Raw genomic sequence first — 20,657 nt, forward strand, 5'->3', positions numbered from 1 at the left:
CCTACTGTGACTAAGGTTTATATCATCCGCCACGCGGAGGCGGAGGGCAACCTGTACCGCCGGGTTCACGGCTGGTACAACAGCCTCATTACTGACAACGGATACCGGCAGATTGCCGCCCTCCGTGGACGGTTTGCCGACGTGCATATCGACGCGGTGTACTCCAGCGATCTGTTTCGTACCATGACCACCGCCACGGCCATCTATCCCAGCCACGGCCTGGAACTGAACACCACCCCGGCCCTGCGGGAGATCGGCGTAGGAGAGTGGGAGGACAAGCCCTGGGGTGACCTGGAGCGGCACGATGCCATGCGGCTCATCCGCTTCAACCATGCTTCCCCCGAGTTCCAGGTGGAGGGGGGCGAGACCTTCGCCCAGGTTCAGGCCCGGATGAAGGGCGCGGTGCTGGATATCGCCGCCAAGCATCCCGGCCAGACGGTGGCTCTGTTCTCCCACGGCTCTGCCATCCGCTGTCTCCAGGGTGCCATCCGGGGCCTGGGTCCCGGTGAGATGGACAGCCTGGGTCACAGTGACAACACCGGTGTCACCTGTCTGGAGGTGGAGGGAGACCAGATCTCCATCGTCTATGAGAACGACAACTCCCACCTGCCGGAGGAGATCTCTACCCTGGCCAGACAGAAGTGGTGGAAGTCCCGGGAGGGGAGTATTGCAGACGCCAATATGTGGTTCCGTCCTCTGGACTTGGAGCGGGAAGAGGAACTCTATCTGGCGGCCCGGCACGACGCCTGGATCGATATCCACGGCAGCGAGGTCCCCTTTGACGGGGCGAGCTTCTGCAAGGATGCCCGTCACTGCTGGGAACAGGACAAGGAAAAAGCCTTGACAGTTGCCATGCAGCGAGATGAGGTGGCGGGCGTGCTCCAGCTGGATCTGGCGCGCTTTGCCGATGAGGGCATCGGCTACATCCCCTTTGTGTACATGAATCCCCAGCACCGGAAGCGGGGGCTGGGCGTTCAGCTGATCGGCCAGGCGGTGTCGGTATTCCGCCCCCTGGGCCGTACCCGCCTGCGGCTGCGCTGCGCTCCGGAGAATGCGGTGGCTCAGCGCTTCTATAAGAAGTACGGCTTTGAAAAGGTAGGGGAGGAGCACGGCAGCGTGACCCTGGATATTCTGGAAAAATACATTGGCTATGAGACCAAGGACTGACTGAGGAACGATATGAATGGATTTTTGCCCGTCTCTAAGGCGGATATGGAAGAGCGTGGTTGGGACGGGTACGACTTTCTCATCATCACCGGCGACGCCTATGTGGACCATCCTTCCTTTGGCTGCGCCATCATCTCCCGTGTGCTGGAGGCCGAGGGCTACCGTGTGGCCATCCTGGCCCAGCCGGACTGGCGCAAGGTAGAAGCCTTTACAGCACTGGGGCGGCCCCGGCTGGGGGTGATGCTGTCTGCCGGCAATCTGGACTCCATGGTGGCCCACTATACTGCCGCCCGGAAGCGCCGGCACGACGACGCCTATTCCCCGGGCAATCAGGCGGGGCTGCGTCCCGACCGGGCCTCCATTGTGTATGCCAACAAGGTGCGGGAGGCCTTTGGGGATATTCCCCTGATCATTGGCGGCTTGGAAGCATCCCTTCGCCGCTTTGCCCACTACGACTACTGGGAGGACAAGGTACGCCGCTCGGTGCTCTTTGACAGCCAGGCTGACCTGCTGGTGTACGGCATGGGTGAGACCGCCACCCGGGAGATCGCCGCCCGGTTGGCCTCCGGTACCCCGGTGGGGGAGATCACTGATGTAAAGGGAACTGCCTTTATTGCAAAAGATCCCTCCGCCTGCGCCTATCCCAAGGTGGAGTGCCCCTCCTATGAGCAGGTTTCTACCGATAAGCGGCAGTATGCCGTGGCCAATATGATCCAGTATGAGGAGCACGATCCGGTGCGGGGGAAAGCCATCCTCCAGCGCCATGGGGACCGGCTGCTCATCGTCAATCCCCCCGCCATGCCTCTTACTACGGCGGAGCTGGACTTTGTGGCCGAGCTGCCCTACGTCCGGGAACCTCACCCCATGTACGACGACATGGGGGGCGTGCCGGCCATTGAGGAGGTGCGCTTCTCGGTGGCCCACAACCGGGGGTGCTTCGGTGCCTGTAATTTCTGCTCCCTGGCCTTCCATCAGGGGCGGATCATCACCTCCCGCAGCCACGAGAGTGTGCTGAGAGAGGTGGAGGGGCTGACCCATCACCCCGGCTTCAAGGGCTATATCCACGACGTGGGCGGCCCAACCGCCAACTTCCGGCGGCCTGCCTGTAAGAAGCAGATGAAGGCCGGACTGTGCCGGGGAAAGGCCTGTCTGGCCCCAGAGGCCTGTCCCAACCTGGACGCCGACCACACCGACTACCTGATGCTGCTGCGGAAAATCCGGGCGGTGCCGGGGGTGAAAAAGGTGTTCATCCGCTCGGGCATCCGCTTTGACTTTATGCAGAAGGATAAGAGCGGGGAATTCTTCGCCGAACTGGTGAAGTACCATGTGTCCGGCCAGCTGAAGGTGGCCCCGGAGCACTGCGTCAACTCGGTGCTGGACTACATGGGTAAGCCCCATATCGAGGTATACGAGAGATTCAAGCGGAAGTACGAGTCCCTGAACCAGAAGTACGGCAAGGAGCAGTATCTGGTGCCCTATCTCATGTCCTCTCACCCTGGCTGTACGCTGAACGACGCGGTGGAGCTGGCCCAATGGCTCAACCGCACCGGCCGTCAGCCTGAGCAGGTCCAGGACTTCTATCCCACACCGGGCACCCTGTCCACCTGTATGTACTATACCGGCATTGATCCCCGGACCATGAAGCCGGTATATGTGCCTAAGGACCCCCACGAAAAGGCCATGCAGCGGGCTTTGATGCAGTGGAAGCGGCCGGAGAAACGGGCCCTGGTACGGGAGGCCCTCCACCGGGCCCACCGGGAGGACCTCATCGGTTTCGGGAAAGACTGTCTGCTGCGGCCAGAGAAATATGGCAAGCCTCAGGAGAGCAAACAGACCTCCAACCGGGGCAGAACCGGCAAGGGAAGTAAAACGGCGGCCCAGAAGGGCGACAAACCCCAGGCCAAACCCACCCGCAAAGCCGGATGGGCGGTGGCCAAGCCAAAAAAGAATGCCCGTCCCCGCAAGGGAAAGGGATAACAGACAACCGGCAGAGCGCGCTCTGCCGGTTTCTTTTTGCCTGAAATACTATGCGGCAAGAGCATTGAAGCTTCCTTTCAGAATTGGTATACTAAACTTAAATACTCCCTCTGGGGAGAGAAGAGAGGATGTATGCCTGTGAAAAGACGCGTATTGTCCCTGCTGGCTGCGCTGGTGCTGATGCTGGGCCTGATCCCCGCCGCCTCCGCCGCACAGCCTGATCTGGTCATCACCATGCGGTACAATAGCCCCTGGTGCGTGATTGATGATACTGTGACTCAAATCGACGAGACCAGCAGTGCCGTGGTGCTGATGGCCGAGAATGGCCGTACCATGCTGCCTATCCGCCGGATGATTGAGGCCTTCGGCGGCACCGTGGAGTGGGTACAGGAGACCAATGGTGTGCGCTGCTCCCTGAACGGCACCTCGGTGGAGCTGGAGTTGGACTCCACCACCGCCCTGGTCAATGGGGAAGCGGTGACCATGGATGTGCCTATGCGGGCAAAAAACAACCGCACCTTCGTGCCGGTGCGCTTTGTCAGCGAGAATCTGGGCCTGACCGTGGAATGGGAGGGCAAGAACCAGATTGTGGTGGTAGCCAACGGCGAGGTGGATAAGAACAATCTCACCAGCCTGCCCCAGGTCCAGAAGCTGGTGGAAAAGACCACCCCCAAGGAGGACCCGGTGACCCTTACCTCTAAGAGCTACACGCTGGCCTCCGGCACCGTCAATGCCAACGTGATCACCGTCAATATGAAGGACCCCCGGGTGAGCGTCAAGTCGGTACTCGCCGGCGGCAAGCTCAATTCGCCTCAGAGCTTCCAGTCCATTGCCGCCAGTTCCGGGGCGGTAGCGGTGATCAACGCCAACTTCTTTGAGAGCGAAAAGACCATCAAGGACCCCATCGGCCACCTGATGGTGAACGGCCAGTTTATGTATGCCAGCTCCGGCCTGTCCTCTCTGGGCATCACCGATACCAACGAGATGCGCTACGGCCGGCCTCCCGTCTTTGTCCGCATTGAGACGGTAGACGGCGGCGCCTACCGCTGGTGGGACGCCTACGAGGTCAATATGCTCAAGCAGTTCAGCGGGCAGGCGGTGCTCTACACCCCCGCCCGGGGTACCTCTTTCCAGGTCACCTATCCTGGTTCCGCGTTGACCGTAGTCAACAATGTGACCACCAGCTTCCAGATGGTATCTGCCGGTCAGACGGTAGCCATCCCCGCTAACGGCTATGTGCTCTACTCCAGCGACACCGTCACCAACTACGACTTCTTCAATCAGTTTGAGGCAGGCCGCACTGTAGCCCTGCGGCCCTACCTCCAGCGGGATGATGAAGAGGGCTTCGATCTGACCGGTGTGCAGACCATGGTGTCTGGTTCCCCCCGGTTGGTGAAGGACGGCGTGAAGTTTACCGGCCTGGATAACGGCTTCAAGGAGGCCCGCTTTACTACCGCCGTCACCCCCCGTACCGCTGTAGGTACCACCAAGGACGGCAAGCTGCTGCTGGTCAACGTGAAGGCTGCCTCCATTGAGCAGATGCGGGATCTGATGCTGGCTCTGGGCTGTGTGGATGCCATCAACATGGACGGCGGCGGTTCCACCGCTATGTATTATAAGGGTCAGACCCTGGCCACCCCCGGACGTAACCTGACTTCTACGCTTCAGGTCTTTGTGTCCGAATAAATCGCCGGAAAGAGCGAGCTTGCCGCCTCTGCGGCAAGCTCGTTTTCTGTATAGGGAAGGGGAGACGAAAAAAATTTGAGAAAATGAAAAAAAGGACTTGCAAGAATTGGGGAAGTCTGCTATTATATCAATAACAGTAATAGTTACTGTTTACATTAGAAAGAGTGGTGACTAATGAACGGAAAGCGATACTCACGTCAGCGAGAGCTGATCTATGAGGCCCTGATGCACACGGACCAGCATCCCACCGCTGAAATGGTGTATCAATGGCTCAAGCCCACCAATCCCAACCTGAGTTTGGGAACGGTATACCGGAATCTGAATCTGCTGGTGGACGAAGGTGCTGCTGTGCGGATGGCTTTCCCGGTGGAGCGGTACGATGCCAACGTAGAGCCCCATCCTCATTTCCGCTGTGAAGTGTGCGGCGGGGTCTTTGATCTGGATCTGCCCTATGATAAAGGGCTGGACGAGAAGGCCTTGCTGGCCAGCGGCCATGATATTCGGTCCCATGAGCTGATTTTTCATGGGGTCTGCGTTAACTGCAAACCAAAACATTGAGTTTTTTCAGATAATATGGTAAGTTTATTTTGCACGAAAGTGCCCATACTGTGATTAGAAAGGATGTAATAACATGGAGTTCAAGCTGTATCGCTGCGCGCACTGCGGCAATGTGATTTTTAAGGTTGTGGATAAGGGTGTGCCCGTCATGTGCTGTGGCCAGAAGATGGAAGAGATCACCCCCAATACCACCGACGCGGCTCAGGAGAAGCACGTCCCTGTGGTGGAGAAGACCGCTCATGGCAGCGGGAACTCCGTGACCGTCAAGGTGGGCGGTGTGGAGCATCCCATGCTGCCGGAGCACTATATCTCCCTGATTGCTGTGGTGGACGGCGACACCGTGACCATGAAGTTCCCCAAGCCTGGCGACGCGCCCGAGCTGAAGACCTTCTGCCGGAGCGATAAGGTGGAGGCCTACGAGATCTGCAATCTCCACGGCTTCTGGAAGGGCGAAGGCTAACATATTCGCTTTATAAGAGACAACCTGATTTTAGAAAGGAAGGTATGATTATATGGAACTGAAGGGTAGCAAGACCGAAGCCAATCTGTGGAAGGCATTTGCGGGAGAGAGCATGGCCCGCAACAAGTATACCTATTTTGCCAGCAAGGCCAAGAAGGAGGGCTACGAGCAGATCGCGGCCATCTTTGAGGAGACCGCCGGCAATGAGAAGGAGCACGCCAAGCTGTGGTTCAAGGAGCTGGGCGGCATCGGCGACACCATGGCCAACCTGAAGTCCGCCGCTGCTGGTGAGCATGAAGAGTGGACTGAGATGTATAAGGAGATGGCCGAGACCGCTCGCGAGGAGGGCTTTGAGAAGCTGGCCTTCCTGTTCGAGGGCGTCCTGAAGATCGAGAAGGAGCACGAGGAGCGCTACCTGACCCTCCTGAAGAACCTGGAAGAGGGCGTTGTGTTCAAGCGGGGCGACGAGTATATGTGGAAGTGCCGCAACTGCGGCCACATCCACTTCGGCAAAGAGGCCCCCCAGGTGTGCCCCGTGTGCGCGCATCCTCAGGCCTACTTCGAGATCCGCGCCGTCAATTATTGATGTGACTCCGCGGGGGGCCTCTTTTGGGGCCCCATCGGAGATGGGGCGGCGCTTGCGCCGTACAAGCGTTTTTACCGCGTAAAAACCTTGAGCCCGGGTGGATTCACTCCACCCGGGCTTTTTATAATCAATGGGGTCCCCGCCCGGCTTGAGCCGGGTGGGGTGGCCCCCCAGGTGTGCCCCGTGTGCGCGCATCCTCAGGCCTACTTCGAGATCCGCGCCGTCAATTATTGATCGGTAAAAGGAAATGCAGCCCGGAAGATTTTCTTCCGGGCTGCGTTTTTTTACTTAGATATACAGGCCGATGAGGGCATCGGTTCGTCCAGTGGGGGAGGAGTATTGGCAGGTCAGGGGCGCAGTCGGGCCATCATGTATTCGTCGGCATATTTGCCGTTCCGCACGGTGGTCATGCGCTTGAGCCCTTCCTTCTCAAAGCCCAGCTTCTCATACAGGTGGATGGCCCGCTCATTATCGGCAAATACAGTGAGCTCCACCCGTACCAGCATGAGCCAGTTGTCCGCCAGGTCCAGCAGCGTCTTTAAAAGGGCGGAACCAACCCCCATATTCTGATAGTCCGCATGAACGAACAGCCCCACGCTGCCCACATGGCGCATCCGGGGATTGCGCTCCAAGTGGAGACCCGCCGCGCCGATGACGGTGCCGTCCTCCAGCACTGCTACAAAGTGGTGGTCGTTGGGGCCCAGACCGGCCACAAAGGCATCGCTGTCGGCGGTGCGGCAGGAGGGGAGCCCCAAGGTGGTCTCAAAGACCCCGGGCATCCGGCGCAGGGCCGCGGTACCGGCGGCATCCCGGGGTTCGGTGGGACGAATGGTGTAGTTCATAATAATGCCTCCCAAACAGATTTGGATCATATTAGCATATCCGACCATAAAAAGCAACCGCCCGGGCTATGTGCCCAGGCGGTTTGCGGTACGTTGGCTTAGTAGGCGGCAATTACACCGCCGTCGTTGGCGTACACCGTGGAGATGCCGCCGGTCTCGCTGATGAGGATCTCAGAGAATTTGCACTGCTTCTGCACCAGTTCTTTTAGATGGAAGGCCCGGTCCAGGCAGTTGCAGTGGACAATGCACAGTCGTCGGCCGGCGTGATTGGGGTCGGCCGCCATCATGGCTGCCATTTTGCTCAGGGCCTGCTTAATAGACAGAGCCTGACCTTTTTTACAGATCTCACCCTGGGGGGTGGAGCCCATCAGCAGCTTGATGTGCAGGGTGCTGGTCACCAGAGCCTGGGTGCGGGTGAGTCGCCCGTTTTTCCGCAGATTGTCCAGAGTCTCCAGTACGAAGAGGGTATTCATCTCCTCGATATACTGGGAGGCCTTGCTCACCACGGTGGTAAAATCCAGTCCGGCCTCAGCCAGCTCCTGGAGCTTCAAGGCCACCAGTACCTCACCGGCAGAGGCAGAGCAGGAATTGAAGATGTGAATATTGGCCCCAGGGTGATCCTCCAGCCACAGATTGCGGGCCTGAGCCGCAGCATTGTGGGAGCCGGACAGCAGGGCGGACAGGGTGACTACATAGATATCGTCAGCGCCGCAGTCAAAGGCGTCCATATACTGAATAGGGGAGGGGCAGGCGGACTGGGGAGCAGTGGGACAATCCCGCATCATTTGCAGCAGGGCTTTCTGATCGAAGGATTCGTCATCCACAACGGTCTCATCCCCCACGCGGATGGTGAGGGGGACCTTGATAAAACAGTCCTCCCGCAGCTCAGCAGGGGTAAGGTCGCAGCAGCTATCAACAATGATCTTAAAACTCATAACAAAAACCCTCGAATATAATTATCAAAATGATATTTGCCATTGCCGCTATTGTATCACCATCAGCGGGAAAAGTAAAGGGAGAAAGTGTGAATATTCTGGAACGGGCAAAAGGATGGGGCAGATTTACCAGGTAAAGCGGTCGGGGGCGCCTACCAGAATACGGGCTCCGCAGGGGGGCACGGGCAGCCAGGTGCGTCCGCCGTCGTTGTTGAAGACCTGGTTTTCATTGAGCACATCCTGGAGCACCGGCTCCTGGTGGGGGAACTCCACATGGACCTCCTGGGGTTCCAGGTTGAGGACCACATAGACACGCTGGCTGTCGGTAGCCCGGCGGAACACCAGCTGCTGGTTCTTGATGACCACATTTTCGTACTGACCCTCCTGAAGGGCGGGGAAAGCGGCCCGGATGGCGGCCAGCTTAGCCAGGTGGGCGCACAGACTCTGGTCCAGGGCCATCATCTCCTTCAGGTCCAGACAGGGGCGCAGGGGGGCATCAGAATGCTTGGTGCGCTCCCCCTTGATGGCCCACTCACTGCCGTAGTAGAGGGAAGGTACGCCGGGCATGGTGTACAGCAGGGTGTACAGGTTGCTGATGTGGGCCGGGTCCTTCAGCTTGGAGGCCAGCCGGTCCACGTCGTGGTTATCGGCGAAGTTGTACAGGGTAATGTTGCGGTAGATGCCGCCGGGGCCGCACTGACGATGGAGAGAGTGGGCGATTTCAAAGTAGTTCTTGTCGTTGTGGGAGGACCACAGGCCCTTCCAGCACTCGTAGTTGGTGACGCTATCCAGCATCTCCGGGTTGGCCCACCGGGCGTAGTCACCGTGGATGATCTCGCCCATGAGCCAGAAATCCGGGTCTTTGCCCTTGACGAAGCCCTTGAGGGTGCGAAAGAAGTCAAAGTCCACGCAGTCGGCGGCGTCCAGCCGCAGACCGTCAATGTGGAATTTGTCCATCCACATCCCCACCGCGTCCAGCAGGTGGCGCACCACGTCGGGGTTGCGGAGATTGAGTTTTACCAGCTCATAGTGGCCCTGCCAGGCGGTGTACCAGAAGGGGTCGCCCATAGGGGAGGGGCCGCCGAAGTTCAGGTCGTGGAACCAGCCGCAGTAGGGAGAGTCCTGGCCATGCTCCTGCACATCCCGGAAGGCCCAGAAGCCCCGGCCTACGTGGTTGAACACCCCGTCCAGCACCACACGGATGCCGTTGGCGTGAAGCTCATCACACAGGGCGGCGAAGGAATCGTTGTCTCCCAGGCGGCAGTCGATCTGGAAGTAGTCGGTGGTGTCGTAGCCGTGCTTCACCGACTGGAACACCGGACCCAGGTAGAGGGCATTGACACCCAGTTCCTTCAGGTGGGGGATCCAGTCTTTCAGCTTGTCCAGCCGGGGCACCGGGGCGCCGCCGGGGTTGTACTCCGGTGCACCGCAGAAACCAAGGGGGTAGATGTGGTAGAACACGGACTGATTGACCCAATGACTCATATTTGACTCCTCCAGTCTCAATTAAGATTGTGTTTCTTCTTCCTCCAGCTCACGCAGCAGCTTCTGGTCCTCCTTGGAGGACAGATCCAGCTTCTCATACAGGTCGGGCCGCCGCTGGCGGGTGCGGAGGATGGATTGCTTCCGCCGCCACTGGGCGATTTTCTTGTGGTCGCCGGAGCGGAGAATAGGGGGGACCTTCCGGCCGTGCCACTCCTCGGGCCGGGAGTACTGAGGATATTCCAGCATCCCGTTCCAGTGGCTCTCATTTTCAAAGCACTCAGGATCGGCCAAGACGCCGGGCACCAGCCGGGCCACCGCGTCGGCCACCACCATGGCGGCCAGCTCGCCGCCGGTGAGCACGAAATCCCCGATGGAGATCTCCTCGTCCACGCACTCCTCAATAAAGCGCTGGTCGATGCCCTCGTAGTGGCCGCATACCAGGATCAGGTGGTCGTAGTCATCCCGGAGGCGGCGGGCATCGGACTCGGTAAAGGTCTTGCCGGCGGGGGACATATAGATGGTGTGACCCGGGCCGTAAGTGTCCACGATGTGCTTCCAGCACTGGTAGAGGGGATCGGCCTGCATCACCGCCCCCCGGCCGCCGCCGTAGGGGTAGTCGTCCACCTGCTTCTGCTTGTTGAGGGTGTAATCCCGGATCTGGTGGGCTTCAATGCGGATGATGTCCCGCTCCTGGGCCCGGCCCAGGATGGACTCATTCATCATGTCGCCCACAGTCAGATCGAAGAGGGTCATGATATCAATGCTATACATCGGTACGCATCCCCTCGATGAGGCGGACCTTGATATAGCCGCCCTCCACGTTGGTCTCCGCCAGGAACTCATCCACCGCGGGGATCATATACTCGTGCTCCCCTTTGACCACATAGACCTCGTGGGCAGGGGGGGTGAGCACATCGGCCACCACGCCGATCTTCTCGCCGGTAGCGGCGTCGATGACCTCCAGCCCCATCAGGTCGGCGATAAAGTGGCGGCCGTCGGGCAGCTCCACGCCGGTGCGGTCAATGAACACCGTCCTGCCTTTCAGGGCCATGGCGGCGTTCACGTCGTTGACCCCCTCCAGGAAGGCCAGCACATTGCCCTTGTGGATGCGGGCGGAGCGGATCTTCACCGGCTTGCCGTCCACATACAATACATCAAACTGGCAGAGAAATTCCGGAGAATCGCACCAGGGGACGATCTTGACCTCGCCCTGGATGCCGTGGGTGTTGACGATCTGACCTGCTTCTAAAAATTGATTTTTCATCGGTATCACCCCGAATCGTACAAAATCTGCAAGATATGAAAAAGCCGACCGACCACAGGGTCGGTCGGCTTTTTCATATCCGGGGGGAGGCCCCCGGAGTTAGTCGACGATATCGACGGAAACCTTGGTGCCCTGGCGCTGGGCCACGGAGCGCATCAGCGTGCGGATCTCCTTGGCGATGCGGCCCTGGCGGCCGATCACCTTGCCCATATCCTCGGGGGCCACCCGAAGCTCCAGGACGGTCTCGCTCTCACCTGCGTGCTCGGTGACCTCCACGGCGTCGGGGTGGTCCACCAGATTGCGGGCGATATAGGTGAGCAGTTCCTTCATGCCAGCCGTGCCCTCCTATCAGATGGCGCCAGCTTTTTTCAGCAGAGCCTTCACGGTCTCAGTGGGCTGAGCGCCGGTCTTGATCCAAGCCTGGGCGCGCTCGGCGTCCACCTTGATCTCGGCGGGCTGGGTCAGAGGATTGTAAGTGCCGATCTCCTCGATGAAACGGCCGTCACGGGGATAGCGGGAGTCAGCCACCACGATGCGGTAGAAGGGAGCCTTCTTGGCGCCCATACGACGCAGTCTGATCTTAACCATTGTATCTTCACCTCCATGTAATCGTAAAGCATATCTATGGAAACGCGACGTGGCGCGTTTACCACCGTTTAGAAGGGCAGACCAGGCATTTTGCCCAGCTTACCCAGTTTCCCCAGCTTGCCAAGACGCTTCATCTGCTTGCCGGAGAACTGTTTGCTCATCTGCTGCATCATGTCGAACTGCTTGAGCAGACGGTTGATGTCCACCACCTGGGTACCGGAGCCGGCGGCGATGCGCTTTTTCCGGCTGTTGTTCAGCAGGGAGGGGTCCTCCCGCTCGGCAGGGGTCATGGACAGGATAATGGCTTCGGTGCGGGCCAGGGACTTCTCGTCCACGTTAGCACCTTCCAGAGCCTTGGCGTTGACGCCGGGGAGCATCCCTGCAATGTCGGACAGGGAACCCATGCTCTTGATCTGCACCAGCTGATCGTAGAAGTCCGAGAGGGTGAAGCGGTTTTTCCGCAGCTTCTGTTCCAGCTCAGCGGCCTTCTTGGCGTCAAAGGTCTGCTGGGCTTTCTCGATGAGGGAGAGCACGTCGCCCATGCCCAGGATACGGGAGGCCATCCGGTCGGGGTAGAAGATGTCCACCTGGTCCAGCTTCTCACCCTGGCCCACGAACTTGATGGGCTTGCCGGTGACCGCTTTGATGGAGAGGGCTGCGCCGCCCCGGGCGTCGCCGTCCAGCTTGGTGAGCATGACGCCAGTGATATCCAGAGCCTCGTCAAAGGCCTTGGCGGCGTTTACCGCGTCCTGACCGATCATGGCGTCCACGATGAGCAAGATCTCGGTGGGGTCAATGGCCGCCTTCATGTCCTTGAGCTGTTCCATCAGCTCCTCGTCCACGTGGAGACGACCGGCGGTGTCGATGAATACGATGTCGTTGCCGTGCTTCTTGGCGTGCTCAATGCCCGCCTTGGCGATGTCGATGGGGTCGATCTGACCCATCTGGAACACAGGCACGTCTACCTGGGAGCCCACAACCTCCAGCTGAGTGATGGCGGCGGGGCGGAAGGTGTCGCAGGCCACCAGAAGGGGCCGCTTGCCCTGCTTTTTCAGAAAGCCCGCCAGCTTGGCGCCGTTGGTAGTCTTGCCGGCGCCGTTGAGGCCGCACAGCATCACAACCGTGGGGGGCTTGGGAGAGATGGTCAGCTTGGTGCTTTCGCCGCCCATCAGATTGGTCAGCTCTTCGTTGACGATCTTGACGATCATTTGAGCGGGAGTCAGGCTCTCCAGTACGTCGGAGCCCACGGCCCGCTCGGTGACAGAGGCCACAAACTGCTTGACCACCTTGAAGTTTACGTCGGCCTCCAGCAGGGCCATCCGGATCTCCTTCATGGCCTCCTTTACGTCGGCCTCGGTGAGACGGCCCTTGCCCCGCAGCCGCTTAAAGGCGGCGGACAGCTTTTCGGTCAGTCCTTCAAATGCCATGGGGTCACTCCTGTTTCAGCTGATCCAGAACACTGCGGATGCGGTTGCACTGGATCTCAACCTCGTCGTCCTGCCAGCGCTGGTCGTTGCGCTGGGCGATGGCGTTCACCGCCTCTTCTACCTCCAGGAACTGCTGCTGCATCTTGTGGAAGCGCTTGATGATGCCGGTTTTGTCCTCCAGCTCGGTGAGGATGGCCTCGGCCCGGACGATCACGTCCCGGACGCCCTGGCGGGTGATGCCGTAGTTCTCGGCGATCTCAGCCAGAGAGAGGTCCTCATTGTAGTAGAGGTCATAGAATTCCTTCTGTCGGTCGGTGAGCATATCTCCATAAAAATCATAGAGCAGAGCCATGCGGTAGGCCTGGTTCTTCATGGTACACCCTCCTTCAGTAAGTCGTTCTGTAAAGGAAGTAAAGTTTCAAAGCTTTACAACAGAGGTGATGATACACGATTTTCCTCCGTTTGTCAAGGGGGAAAGGGCGCTTTATTTTTCTTTTTCTTCGGCGGCATACCACAGGGGCCAGCCCAGCAGCACCGCGCCTCCCAGCAGGTTGCCGATGGTGACCCACAGCAGGTTCCAGCCCATGGCGGCCCAGTCTGCCGTATGGGTGTACAGAGCGTAAAGGGCAAAGTAAGCCATATTGGCGATGGAGTGTTCCAGACCGGTGAGGACGAAGGTGGTGATGGCCAGGGCGATGACCAGGGCCTTACCCGTCTCGCTCTGGAGGCGGAAGCCGGCGAACACCCCGATGCACACCAGGAAATTGCACAGCACGCCCCGGAGCAGCAGCACATACCAGGGCAGAGACAGTTTGCCGGGCACGATGACGGCCAGATAGGCCCCCAGCAGGTCGGCGCTGGCCCCGGAGCCCACCAGCACCAGGCAGAGCACCAGAATGCCTGCCAGGTTGCCCAGATAAGACATGATCCAGACCCGCAGAGCCCCGGCGGGGGAGACCTGATTTTCATAGAGGGAGACCCCCATCACCAGGTTGCAGCCGGTAAAAAGCTCGCCGCCCAGCAGAACGATCAGGGTAAGGGCTGCCGAGAAGGTGACGGCGCCCAGCAGCTTGGCCACAGGCAGGGCTCCGCTGTAAAACCAGGCGGAGCACAGGCAGGACAGCAGGGCCCCCACAAAAATAAAGGCCCCGGCCAGGGCGGCCCGGGTCAGATAGCGCAGAGGCGCCTTGCGGGCCAGAGCCAGCTTGCCGGCGCCTGCCTGAGCGATTTGTTCCACAACAGCACGGTTCATGGGCAGATTCCTCCACAGGGACAAATTATTTTCAATATTGTACCGGAGATTCTGGTTTCGCACAAGAGGGCGGCCCACATTTTGTATAATTCCACCACACCGGCAAACACTAACCTTACATCAGATAAGGAGGTACTATCAGTGAAAACCCGCATCCTGATTGCCGCAGCGCTGACGGCCGCCCTGCTCACCGTGGCCCTGCCTGCCTCGGCGCTCTTTCTGGACCAGGAGGAGACCAGCCCCACGGTGCTGGACGTGGTGAAGAACGGCATGGCCACCGAGACCATCGCCTTCCAGTCCTCGGACTTTGTGGTGGAGGGGGAGGGCGCTCTGGACGCCATCGTGATCACCCAGCTGCCCCAGGAAGGTGTGCTCACCCTGGGAGGCCAGATGGTGGGAGAGGGGGATGTGATCGCCATGACCGCCGTGGACGGCCTGCGTTTCACTCCTTCTGTCGCTCCAACCGCTCTGGAGACCAGCTTTACCTTCCAACCTCTCTTTGCCGACGGTGAGCCGGGACAGGAGGTTGGGGTGGAGGTCCATCTGCTGACCGAGGCCAACGGCGCCCCGGTGGCGGAGAATCTGGAGCTGTCCACCTATAAAAATGTGGCGGTCACCGACCGCTTTTCCGCCGTGGACCCGGAGGGCGACCTGCTGACCTACCGGCTGGTGAAGAAGCCCGCCCGGGGTTCGGTAACCATCGGGGAGGACGGCCAGTTCGTCTACACCCCCTATGAGAATAAGACTGGCAAGGATTCCTTCACCTATATTGCCATGGACACGGTGGGCAACGCCTCCGACCCGGCTACAGTCAAAGTAAAGATCGAAAAGCCGGACACCAAGGTGACCTACGCCGATCTCAGCGGTCACCCGGCTCACAAGGCGGCCATCCGCCTGGCGGAGGAGGGTGTCTTTGTCGGCGAGTGCATGGGAGGGGAATACTTCTTCCAGCCTGACGCCGCTGTCACCCGCAGCGAATTTGTGGCCATGGCTATGAATGCTGCCGGGGTGGAGTCCCTGGAGGGGGTGTCCCGCACCGGCTTTGCCGACGACGAAAGCATTCCCACCTGGGCCAAGCCCTATGTGTCCTCCGCCCTGAAGTGCGGTCTGGTCCAGGGCACCACCGATGATGAGGGCCGGGTGGTGTTCCGGGCCGATGATTCCATCACCACCGCCGAGGCGGCGGTGCTGCTGGACCGGGTGCTGTCCGTCACCGACGTGGACGCCCAGACCTTTGCCGCCGACGCTCCCGCCTGGGCGGCCCAGTCGGCGGCCAACCTGTCCACCTGCGGGGTGCTGCCGGCGGAGGCCGGCCTCACGGAAACTCTGACCCGTGGAGAGGCGGCCCAGCTGCTGTGCGCCGCCCTGGATCTGCTGGACAGCCGGGACACTGGCTGGTTTTAAGGGGAATATGAGAAAAACGGCCGCCATCGGCGGCCGTTTCCCTTTATGCACGGGGACGCAATTTATACCATATCATAAAAAGAAGTAACCCGGCAAGGCAGATCCCGCCGCCCAGCCAGAAGGACCAGTCCAGATTGATTTCCGCCAGAGCGCCAAAAGCCAGGTTGGTACACACCCCGACCCCGCCTATGACCATGGCATGGATACTCAGGGCGGTGGCCCGGTGTTCTGTGACGACCTGCCTGTTTTGCAGCTCCATCAGGAAGGGCTGGCACAGGGTATTGCACAGCCGCAGAGTGAGAATGGCACAGATGGAGGGGAGAGGGGCAGCGGTCAGAGCCAGGGCGATACAGGCCAGTACCCCGCCGCCGTAGAGCAGCACCGCCGTTCCCACGGTGCCTGTCCGGCGGGTGAGTCGGGCGGACCAGATTCCCGCCATGCCCAGTACTGTGGCGGCAATATAGAGGACGCCAATGGCCCAATCGGGCAGGCCGGCGCGGGCATACTGAAGCTGATTTAAAAAGGTGGTGATGGTCTGGTGGGCCTCGGAGAGGAGGGCCGCCGACAGGAGAAAGAGGAGCAGACGTCGATTGGTCAGCGTCTGGCGCAGGATATCCAGGGTCAGCCGGGGAGAGAAGGGCGCGGGTGTCTTTACCTCGGTGAGTCCCAGGGCGCACAGGGCGGCGGCGCCATAGCTGAGGACAGTGAGGCCCCCCGCCAGGGCGTAGTTGTCTCCGACAAACAGGGAGAAGATGAGGGCGGCGATGAGCAATCCGGCGGTCTGGAGGCTGTTGTACCACCCAAAGATCTGCTGGCTGTCCTGCCCGCCTCTGGAGAGGTAGAGAATGCTGGTGTCCACCCCGGACATCCCGGCTACCACCACGCTGAGCATGACCCGCTCCAGCAGGAAGCCGCCGAAGCCGTCTGCCTGCCAGAACACGATTTTGGACAGGAAATAGAGAAAACAGCACCCGATCATGGTGCGTTTGTACCCCAGCCGGTCGGCCAGGATCCCCCAGGGCACCTCCAGCAGGATGCACAGCGCCAGGGAGAGACTCTCAATGAGGGTGATCTGGGCGATAGACACGCCCTGCGCTTCCCGGTAGAGGGTGGCCACAGGGCCATAAAAGACCATGCCCTGCAAGAGGGCGATGGCGTACATACACCTTAAATTCCGTTTCATGAAAAAGATCCAGTCCTTCCTGAATTTCTGCATCAAAACAAGGCGCTGGATCACAGCGCCGGGATGTTAGGATGCACCTCAGGTGGGATTGGACCGATACAGCATAGTTGCTTCACTCCATGAAAGGAAGTTCCAGGTTCAATGTAGCAGAATGGCGGAGGAATGTCAAGCGGTAGGGTGTGACCACCGGAAAAAGAAAGATTTCATGCACAGATAGTCGAAAGGTAGTTGAGTATAGAGGTAAAGCGTGCTATAATATACCATTAGCGCGTATCATATTGTATCAAACTGGCAACTGAGGTGTATTATGAAGATCGTAGTTTTGGCCGGGGGTCTGTCCCCGGAGCGGAACGTGTCCCTTTCCACCGGCACCATGGTGACCGAGGCCCTGCGGGCTCTGGGCCATCGGGCGGGACTCATCGATATGTTTTTCGGCCTGGAGCAGGGCCGTGCAGACGAGTCTTTCTTTGATGCGCCGGTGCCCGAATCCTTTAAAAAGATCAGCCGGGAGGCCCCTGACCTGGAGCAGATCAGGGCCAGCCGTCCCGGCGACAGCAAGAGCGTGTTTGGCCCCGGTGTGCTGGAGCTGTGCCAGATGGCCGATCTGGTGTTCCTGGCCCTCCACGGTACCTGCGGCGAGGACGGAAAGGTCCAGGCTGCCTTTGACCTGATGGGCATCCCCTACACCGGTGCGGGCTACCTGTCCAGCGCCATCGCCATGGACAAGGACCTGACCAAGCGGATGGTGGCTGACGTGGTAAATACCCCCGGCTGGAAGACCGTGGAGTACAAGGCGGAGGATATTGAGGGCCTGGTCAAGACCGCCCGGCTGCCCCTGGTGGTAAAGCCGGTGGCCAGCGGGTCCTCCATCGGTGTGTCCATCGCCTATACCGCCGACGAGCTGCGCAAATCCCTCACCAACGGCCTGACCCTGGGAGGCCGCACCGTGCTGGAAGAGTATGTGAAGGGCCGTGAGATCCAGGTGGGCATCCTGGACGGCAAAGCCCTGCCCTCCATCGAGATCATCCCCAAGGAGGGCTTCTACGACTACGCCAACAAGTACCAGCCCGGCGCGGCGCTGGAGGTGTGCCCCTCGGAGATTCCGGCGGAGTGGGAGGAGAAGCTCCGCGCTGCTGCCCTGCGGGTGTATGAGACCCTGGGCCTGTCTGTCTATTCCCGGGCCGACTTCATCGTCACCAGCGACGGTGAGCCCTGGTTCCTGGAGATCAACACCCTGCCCGGCATGACCCCCACCAGCCTGCTGCCCCAGGAGGCCGCCGCGGTGGGCATCGATTACAACAGCCTGTGCCAGCGCATTGTGGAGGCCTCCCTGGAGGCCAGAAAACAGGGTCGGTAAACCGGCATCCGGAACGAGAGAGATTGAAGGAGACAATAACATGGAGCCGATGACCATACGAGAGATCATGGAAGCGGTAGGCGGCAGCCTGCTGGGTGAGTTCGGAGATCTGAACCGGGCGGTGAGCCGGGTGGAGACCGACAGCCGTACCATCCATCCCGGTTCTCTGTTCATCCCCCTGGTGGGAGAGCGCTTTGACGGTCATGCCTACATCAACGCCGCCCTGGAAGGGGGCGCTGACGGGTGCTTCACCCAGCGGGAGCGGGACAGCTATCTGCCCGGCAAGTTCTATATTAAGGTAAAGTCCACCCACCGGGCCCTCCGGGATCTGGCCAAGTATTACAAGCAGAAATTCGCCATCCCCGTGGTAGCCATCACAGGCTCGGTGGGCAAGACCACCACCAAGGACATGGTGGCAGCGGTGCTGGGGGAGAAGTACAACGTCCTCAAAACCGAGGGTAACCTGAACAACGACATTGGGGTGCCCATGACTCTGCTGCGGCTCAAGCCGGAGCATCAGATCGCCGTACTGGAGCTGGGCATGAACCACGCCGGGGAGATCGACTATCTCTCCGCCATTGTGGAGCCCGACATGATCCTCATGACCAACATCGGCGACTCCCACATCGAGCACTTCGGTTCCCGGGAGAAGATTCTGGAGGCCAAGAGCGAGATCTTCCACCACGCCAAGCCGGGCGCGCCCGCCGTCATCAACGGCGACGACCCGCTGCTGAACACCCTGCCCGGCAAGCTGGACCACCCCTTCATCCGGGTGGGCTCCGCCCAGGGGCTGGACTACCGGGCAGTGGATCTGGCCAGCGACGGCAAGAGCCGGATCAGCTGTAAGGTGGAAACGCCTGACGGTGATTTCCCGGTGGAGATCCCGGCTCTGGGTGACCATATGATTTATCCTACCCTGATGGCGGCGGCGGTAGGCCAGCACTTCGGCCTGACCGCTCAGGAGATCGCCGACGGAGTGCTCCACTTCGCCCCCACCAAGATGCGGATGAACATCCTCACCCGTGGGGATGATATCACCATCCTCAACGACACCTACAACGCCAATCCCCAGTCCATGCGGGCGGCGGTGGAGGTGCTCTCCAACGCCAAGGGGGAGTACAAGGTTGCGGTGCTGGGCGATATGTTTGAGTTGGGCCCCCTGGCTCCCGCCCTCCATGCCGGCATCGGCGAGTACCTGGCCAAGGCGGGCATCCACTGCCTGGTAGCAGTGGGCGAGCTGTCCAAGCATATTTACGATGCCGCCAAGGCGGCAGGTGTGCCGGTGTGCTGGCACTGCGCCGACAAGGCAGAGGCCAAGCCGGTACTGGACAGCGTGGTGCGCCCCCACGCTACCATTCTGGTAAAGGCCTCCCGGGGCATGGCCCTGGAGGAGCTGGTGGAGTACCTGCTGACCATCACCAAAGAGGCGTAATGGCGAAAAAAAGACCTTCCCCCCACCGGGGGGAAGGTCCTGATGCTATCTGTGTTATCCAAACAGCTTCTGCAGATTCTCCTTGAAGGGCGGATAGATGACGCCCTTCTCGGTGATGATGCCGGTGACCAGGCTGTGTGGGGTCACGTCAAAGGCGGGGTTGTAAACCTCCACCGTGGCTGGCGCGGTCTGGACTCCGTACAGGGTACGCACCTCGTTCTTGTCCCGCTCCTCAATGGGAATACGGTCGCCATCCGGGATCGTCAGATCGATGGTGGAGCAGGGGAGGGCCACATAGAAGGGAACCCCGTGATGATGGGCGTGCACCGCCACCGAGTAGGTGCCAATCTTGTTGGCGAAGTCTCCGTTGGCCGCCATCCGGTCGCAGCCCACCACCACCATGTCGATCCTGCCCTTGGCCATCAGGCTGGCAGCCATGTTGTCGGCAATGAGGGTGGCGGGGATGTGGTCGGTGACCAGCTCGTAGGCGGTGAGCCGGGCACCCTGGAGCAGGGGACGGGTCTCATCTGCGTAAACCATATCCACTTTACCCTGCTCGTGGGCGGCCCGGATGACTCCCAGAGCGGTACCGTAGCCGCCGGTGGCCAGGGCTCCGGCGTTGCAGTGGGTAAGGATGTGGGCGTGATCAGGCACCACAGAAGCGCCGTAAAGGCCCATGGCCTTACACATAGCCACATCTTCCTGATGGATGGCAATGGCTTCCGCAATCAGGGTTTCCGGATCGCCGCCGCAGGCTTCGGCTTTGCGGGCCATCCGGTCCAGAGCCCAGAACAGATTGACCGCCGTGGGACGGCTGGCGGCCAGGACGGCCTTGGCCTCGGTCAGGTCCTCCCCGGCCAGAGCGGCCAGGCAATAGGCGTAGGCGGCGGTGACGCCGATGGCGGGGGCTCCCCGCACCACCATGGTGCGGATGGCATCGGCCACCGGCCGGTAATCGGTGTAGGGGAGCCAGGTCTCTTCCACCGGAAGCTTTGTCTGATCAAGTAAGTAAAGGGTATTTCCTTCCCAACGGATCGCGTCCATAGAGAACTCC

At 60.2% G+C, this 20,657-nt stretch carries 21 protein-coding genes; 9 read left to right on the plus strand and 12 right to left on the minus strand.

Going from position 1 to position 20,657, the window contains the following annotated elements:
• The first annotated feature begins 6 nt into the window (after window positions 1–6).
• The 6 genes from B5E56_RS05405 to rbr all read left to right on the plus strand — a co-directional run bounded on the left by B5E56_RS05405 (window position 7) and on the right by rbr (window position 6,434).
• Window positions 7–1,167, plus strand: a complete 1,161-nt coding sequence (locus B5E56_RS05405; protein ID WP_087388944.1) for a bifunctional histidine phosphatase family protein/GNAT family N-acetyltransferase — start codon at window positions 7–9, stop codon at window positions 1,165–1,167.
• 12 nt (window positions 1,168–1,179) lie between these two features.
• Window positions 1,180–3,144 (plus strand): YgiQ family radical SAM protein, encoded by a 1,965-nt coding sequence (locus B5E56_RS05410; RefSeq protein WP_087388945.1) that lies wholly within the window; start codon window positions 1,180–1,182, stop codon window positions 3,142–3,144.
• A 138-nt stretch (window positions 3,145–3,282) separates the two neighbouring features.
• Complete coding sequence (locus B5E56_RS05415) at window positions 3,283–4,830, plus strand: stalk domain-containing protein (protein WP_158098670.1); 1,548 nt, start codon at window positions 3,283–3,285, stop codon at window positions 4,828–4,830.
• A gap of 174 nt (window positions 4,831–5,004) precedes the next feature.
• A complete protein-coding gene (locus tag B5E56_RS05420; RefSeq protein WP_087187096.1) occupies window positions 5,005–5,388 on the plus strand; it encodes a Fur family transcriptional regulator in 384 nt (127 codons plus the stop codon).
• Between the two features lie 73 nt (window positions 5,389–5,461).
• On the plus strand, window positions 5,462–5,848 hold the full coding sequence (locus B5E56_RS05425) for a desulfoferrodoxin family protein (RefSeq protein WP_087187095.1): 387 nt from the start codon (window positions 5,462–5,464) through the stop codon (window positions 5,846–5,848).
• 52 nt (window positions 5,849–5,900) lie between these two features.
• A complete protein-coding gene (gene rbr, locus B5E56_RS05430) occupies window positions 5,901–6,434 on the plus strand; it encodes a rubrerythrin (protein WP_087187094.1) in 534 nt (177 codons plus the stop codon).
• Between the two features lie 347 nt (window positions 6,435–6,781).
• Here rbr and B5E56_RS05435 read toward each other — a convergent pair whose 3' ends face one another.
• The 10 genes from B5E56_RS05435 to B5E56_RS05480 all read right to left on the minus strand — a co-directional run bounded on the left by B5E56_RS05435 (window position 6,782) and on the right by B5E56_RS05480 (window position 14,227).
• Window positions 6,782–7,276, minus strand: coding sequence for a GNAT family N-acetyltransferase (locus B5E56_RS05435; protein WP_087388947.1), 495 nt, complete (start codon window positions 7,274–7,276; stop codon window positions 6,782–6,784).
• Window positions 7,277–7,374: 98 nt separating this feature from the next.
• On the minus strand, window positions 7,375–8,211 hold the full coding sequence (locus tag B5E56_RS05440; protein ID WP_087187092.1) for a DegV family protein: 837 nt from the start codon (window positions 8,209–8,211) through the stop codon (window positions 7,375–7,377).
• 126 nt (window positions 8,212–8,337) lie between these two features.
• Complete coding sequence (locus B5E56_RS05445; RefSeq protein WP_087388948.1) at window positions 8,338–9,696, minus strand: alpha-amylase family glycosyl hydrolase; 1,359 nt, start codon at window positions 9,694–9,696, stop codon at window positions 8,338–8,340.
• A gap of 21 nt (window positions 9,697–9,717) precedes the next feature.
• The gene (trmD, locus tag B5E56_RS05450; RefSeq protein ID WP_087326882.1) at window positions 9,718–10,467 is read right to left on the minus strand and encodes a tRNA (guanosine(37)-N1)-methyltransferase TrmD; all 750 of its coding nucleotides are present in this window, start codon (window positions 10,465–10,467) and stop codon (window positions 9,718–9,720) included.
• Window positions 10,460–10,960 carry a ribosome maturation factor RimM gene (gene rimM / locus B5E56_RS05455; RefSeq protein WP_087388949.1) on the minus strand — a complete coding sequence of 167 codons (501 nt, stop codon included), beginning with the start codon at window positions 10,958–10,960 and terminating at the stop codon, window positions 10,460–10,462. The genes trmD and rimM overlap by 8 nt, the downstream gene beginning before the upstream one ends.
• Before the next feature lie 99 nt (window positions 10,961–11,059).
• Window positions 11,060–11,290, minus strand: coding sequence for a KH domain-containing protein (locus tag B5E56_RS05460; protein WP_087271545.1), 231 nt, complete (start codon window positions 11,288–11,290; stop codon window positions 11,060–11,062).
• A gap of 18 nt (window positions 11,291–11,308) precedes the next feature.
• Window positions 11,309–11,548 carry a 30S ribosomal protein S16 gene (gene rpsP, locus B5E56_RS05465; protein WP_007489428.1) on the minus strand — a complete coding sequence of 80 codons (240 nt, stop codon included), beginning with the start codon at window positions 11,546–11,548 and terminating at the stop codon, window positions 11,309–11,311.
• A 68-nt stretch (window positions 11,549–11,616) separates the two neighbouring features.
• Window positions 11,617–12,975, minus strand: coding sequence for a signal recognition particle protein (gene ffh, locus B5E56_RS05470; protein ID WP_087187087.1), 1,359 nt, complete (start codon window positions 12,973–12,975; stop codon window positions 11,617–11,619).
• 4 nt (window positions 12,976–12,979) lie between these two features.
• Entirely contained in the window at window positions 12,980–13,348 is a 369-nt protein-coding gene (gene ylxM, locus B5E56_RS05475; protein WP_087187086.1) for a YlxM family DNA-binding protein, read from the minus strand.
• A 111-nt stretch (window positions 13,349–13,459) separates the two neighbouring features.
• The gene (locus tag B5E56_RS05480; protein ID WP_087388950.1) at window positions 13,460–14,227 is read right to left on the minus strand and encodes a formate/nitrite transporter family protein; all 768 of its coding nucleotides are present in this window, start codon (window positions 14,225–14,227) and stop codon (window positions 13,460–13,462) included.
• 141 nt (window positions 14,228–14,368) lie between these two features.
• Between B5E56_RS05480 and B5E56_RS05485 the strand changes: the two genes are divergently transcribed.
• Window positions 14,369–15,631: an Ig-like domain-containing protein gene (locus B5E56_RS05485; protein WP_087388951.1), complete on the plus strand. Its 1,263-nt coding sequence runs from the start codon at window positions 14,369–14,371 to the stop codon at window positions 15,629–15,631.
• Between the two features lie 43 nt (window positions 15,632–15,674).
• Here B5E56_RS05485 and B5E56_RS05490 read toward each other — a convergent pair whose 3' ends face one another.
• A complete protein-coding gene (locus B5E56_RS05490; protein ID WP_087388952.1) occupies window positions 15,675–16,814 on the minus strand; it encodes an MFS transporter in 1,140 nt (379 codons plus the stop codon).
• Between the two features lie 307 nt (window positions 16,815–17,121).
• Here B5E56_RS05490 and B5E56_RS05495 point away from each other — a divergent pair, with 307 nt between their 5' ends.
• Together B5E56_RS05495 and murF are read left to right on the plus strand one after the other, a co-directional pair.
• Entirely contained in the window at window positions 17,122–18,171 is a 1,050-nt protein-coding gene (locus tag B5E56_RS05495; RefSeq protein ID WP_087388953.1) for a D-alanine--D-alanine ligase, read from the plus strand.
• A gap of 40 nt (window positions 18,172–18,211) precedes the next feature.
• Window positions 18,212–19,603: a UDP-N-acetylmuramoyl-tripeptide--D-alanyl-D-alanine ligase gene (gene murF, locus B5E56_RS05500; RefSeq protein ID WP_087388954.1), complete on the plus strand. Its 1,392-nt coding sequence runs from the start codon at window positions 18,212–18,214 to the stop codon at window positions 19,601–19,603.
• A 54-nt stretch (window positions 19,604–19,657) separates the two neighbouring features.
• Here murF and mtnA read toward each other — a convergent pair whose 3' ends face one another.
• Window positions 19,658–20,647 carry an S-methyl-5-thioribose-1-phosphate isomerase gene (gene mtnA, locus B5E56_RS05505; protein ID WP_087388955.1) on the minus strand — a complete coding sequence of 330 codons (990 nt, stop codon included), beginning with the start codon at window positions 20,645–20,647 and terminating at the stop codon, window positions 19,658–19,660.
• Between the last annotated feature and the right edge of the window lie 10 nt (window positions 20,648–20,657).

It is taken from the genome of Flavonifractor sp. An112, assembly GCF_002161085.1.
GTDB classification, from domain to species: Bacteria; Bacillota; Clostridia; order Oscillospirales; family Oscillospiraceae; genus Flavonifractor; species Flavonifractor avicola.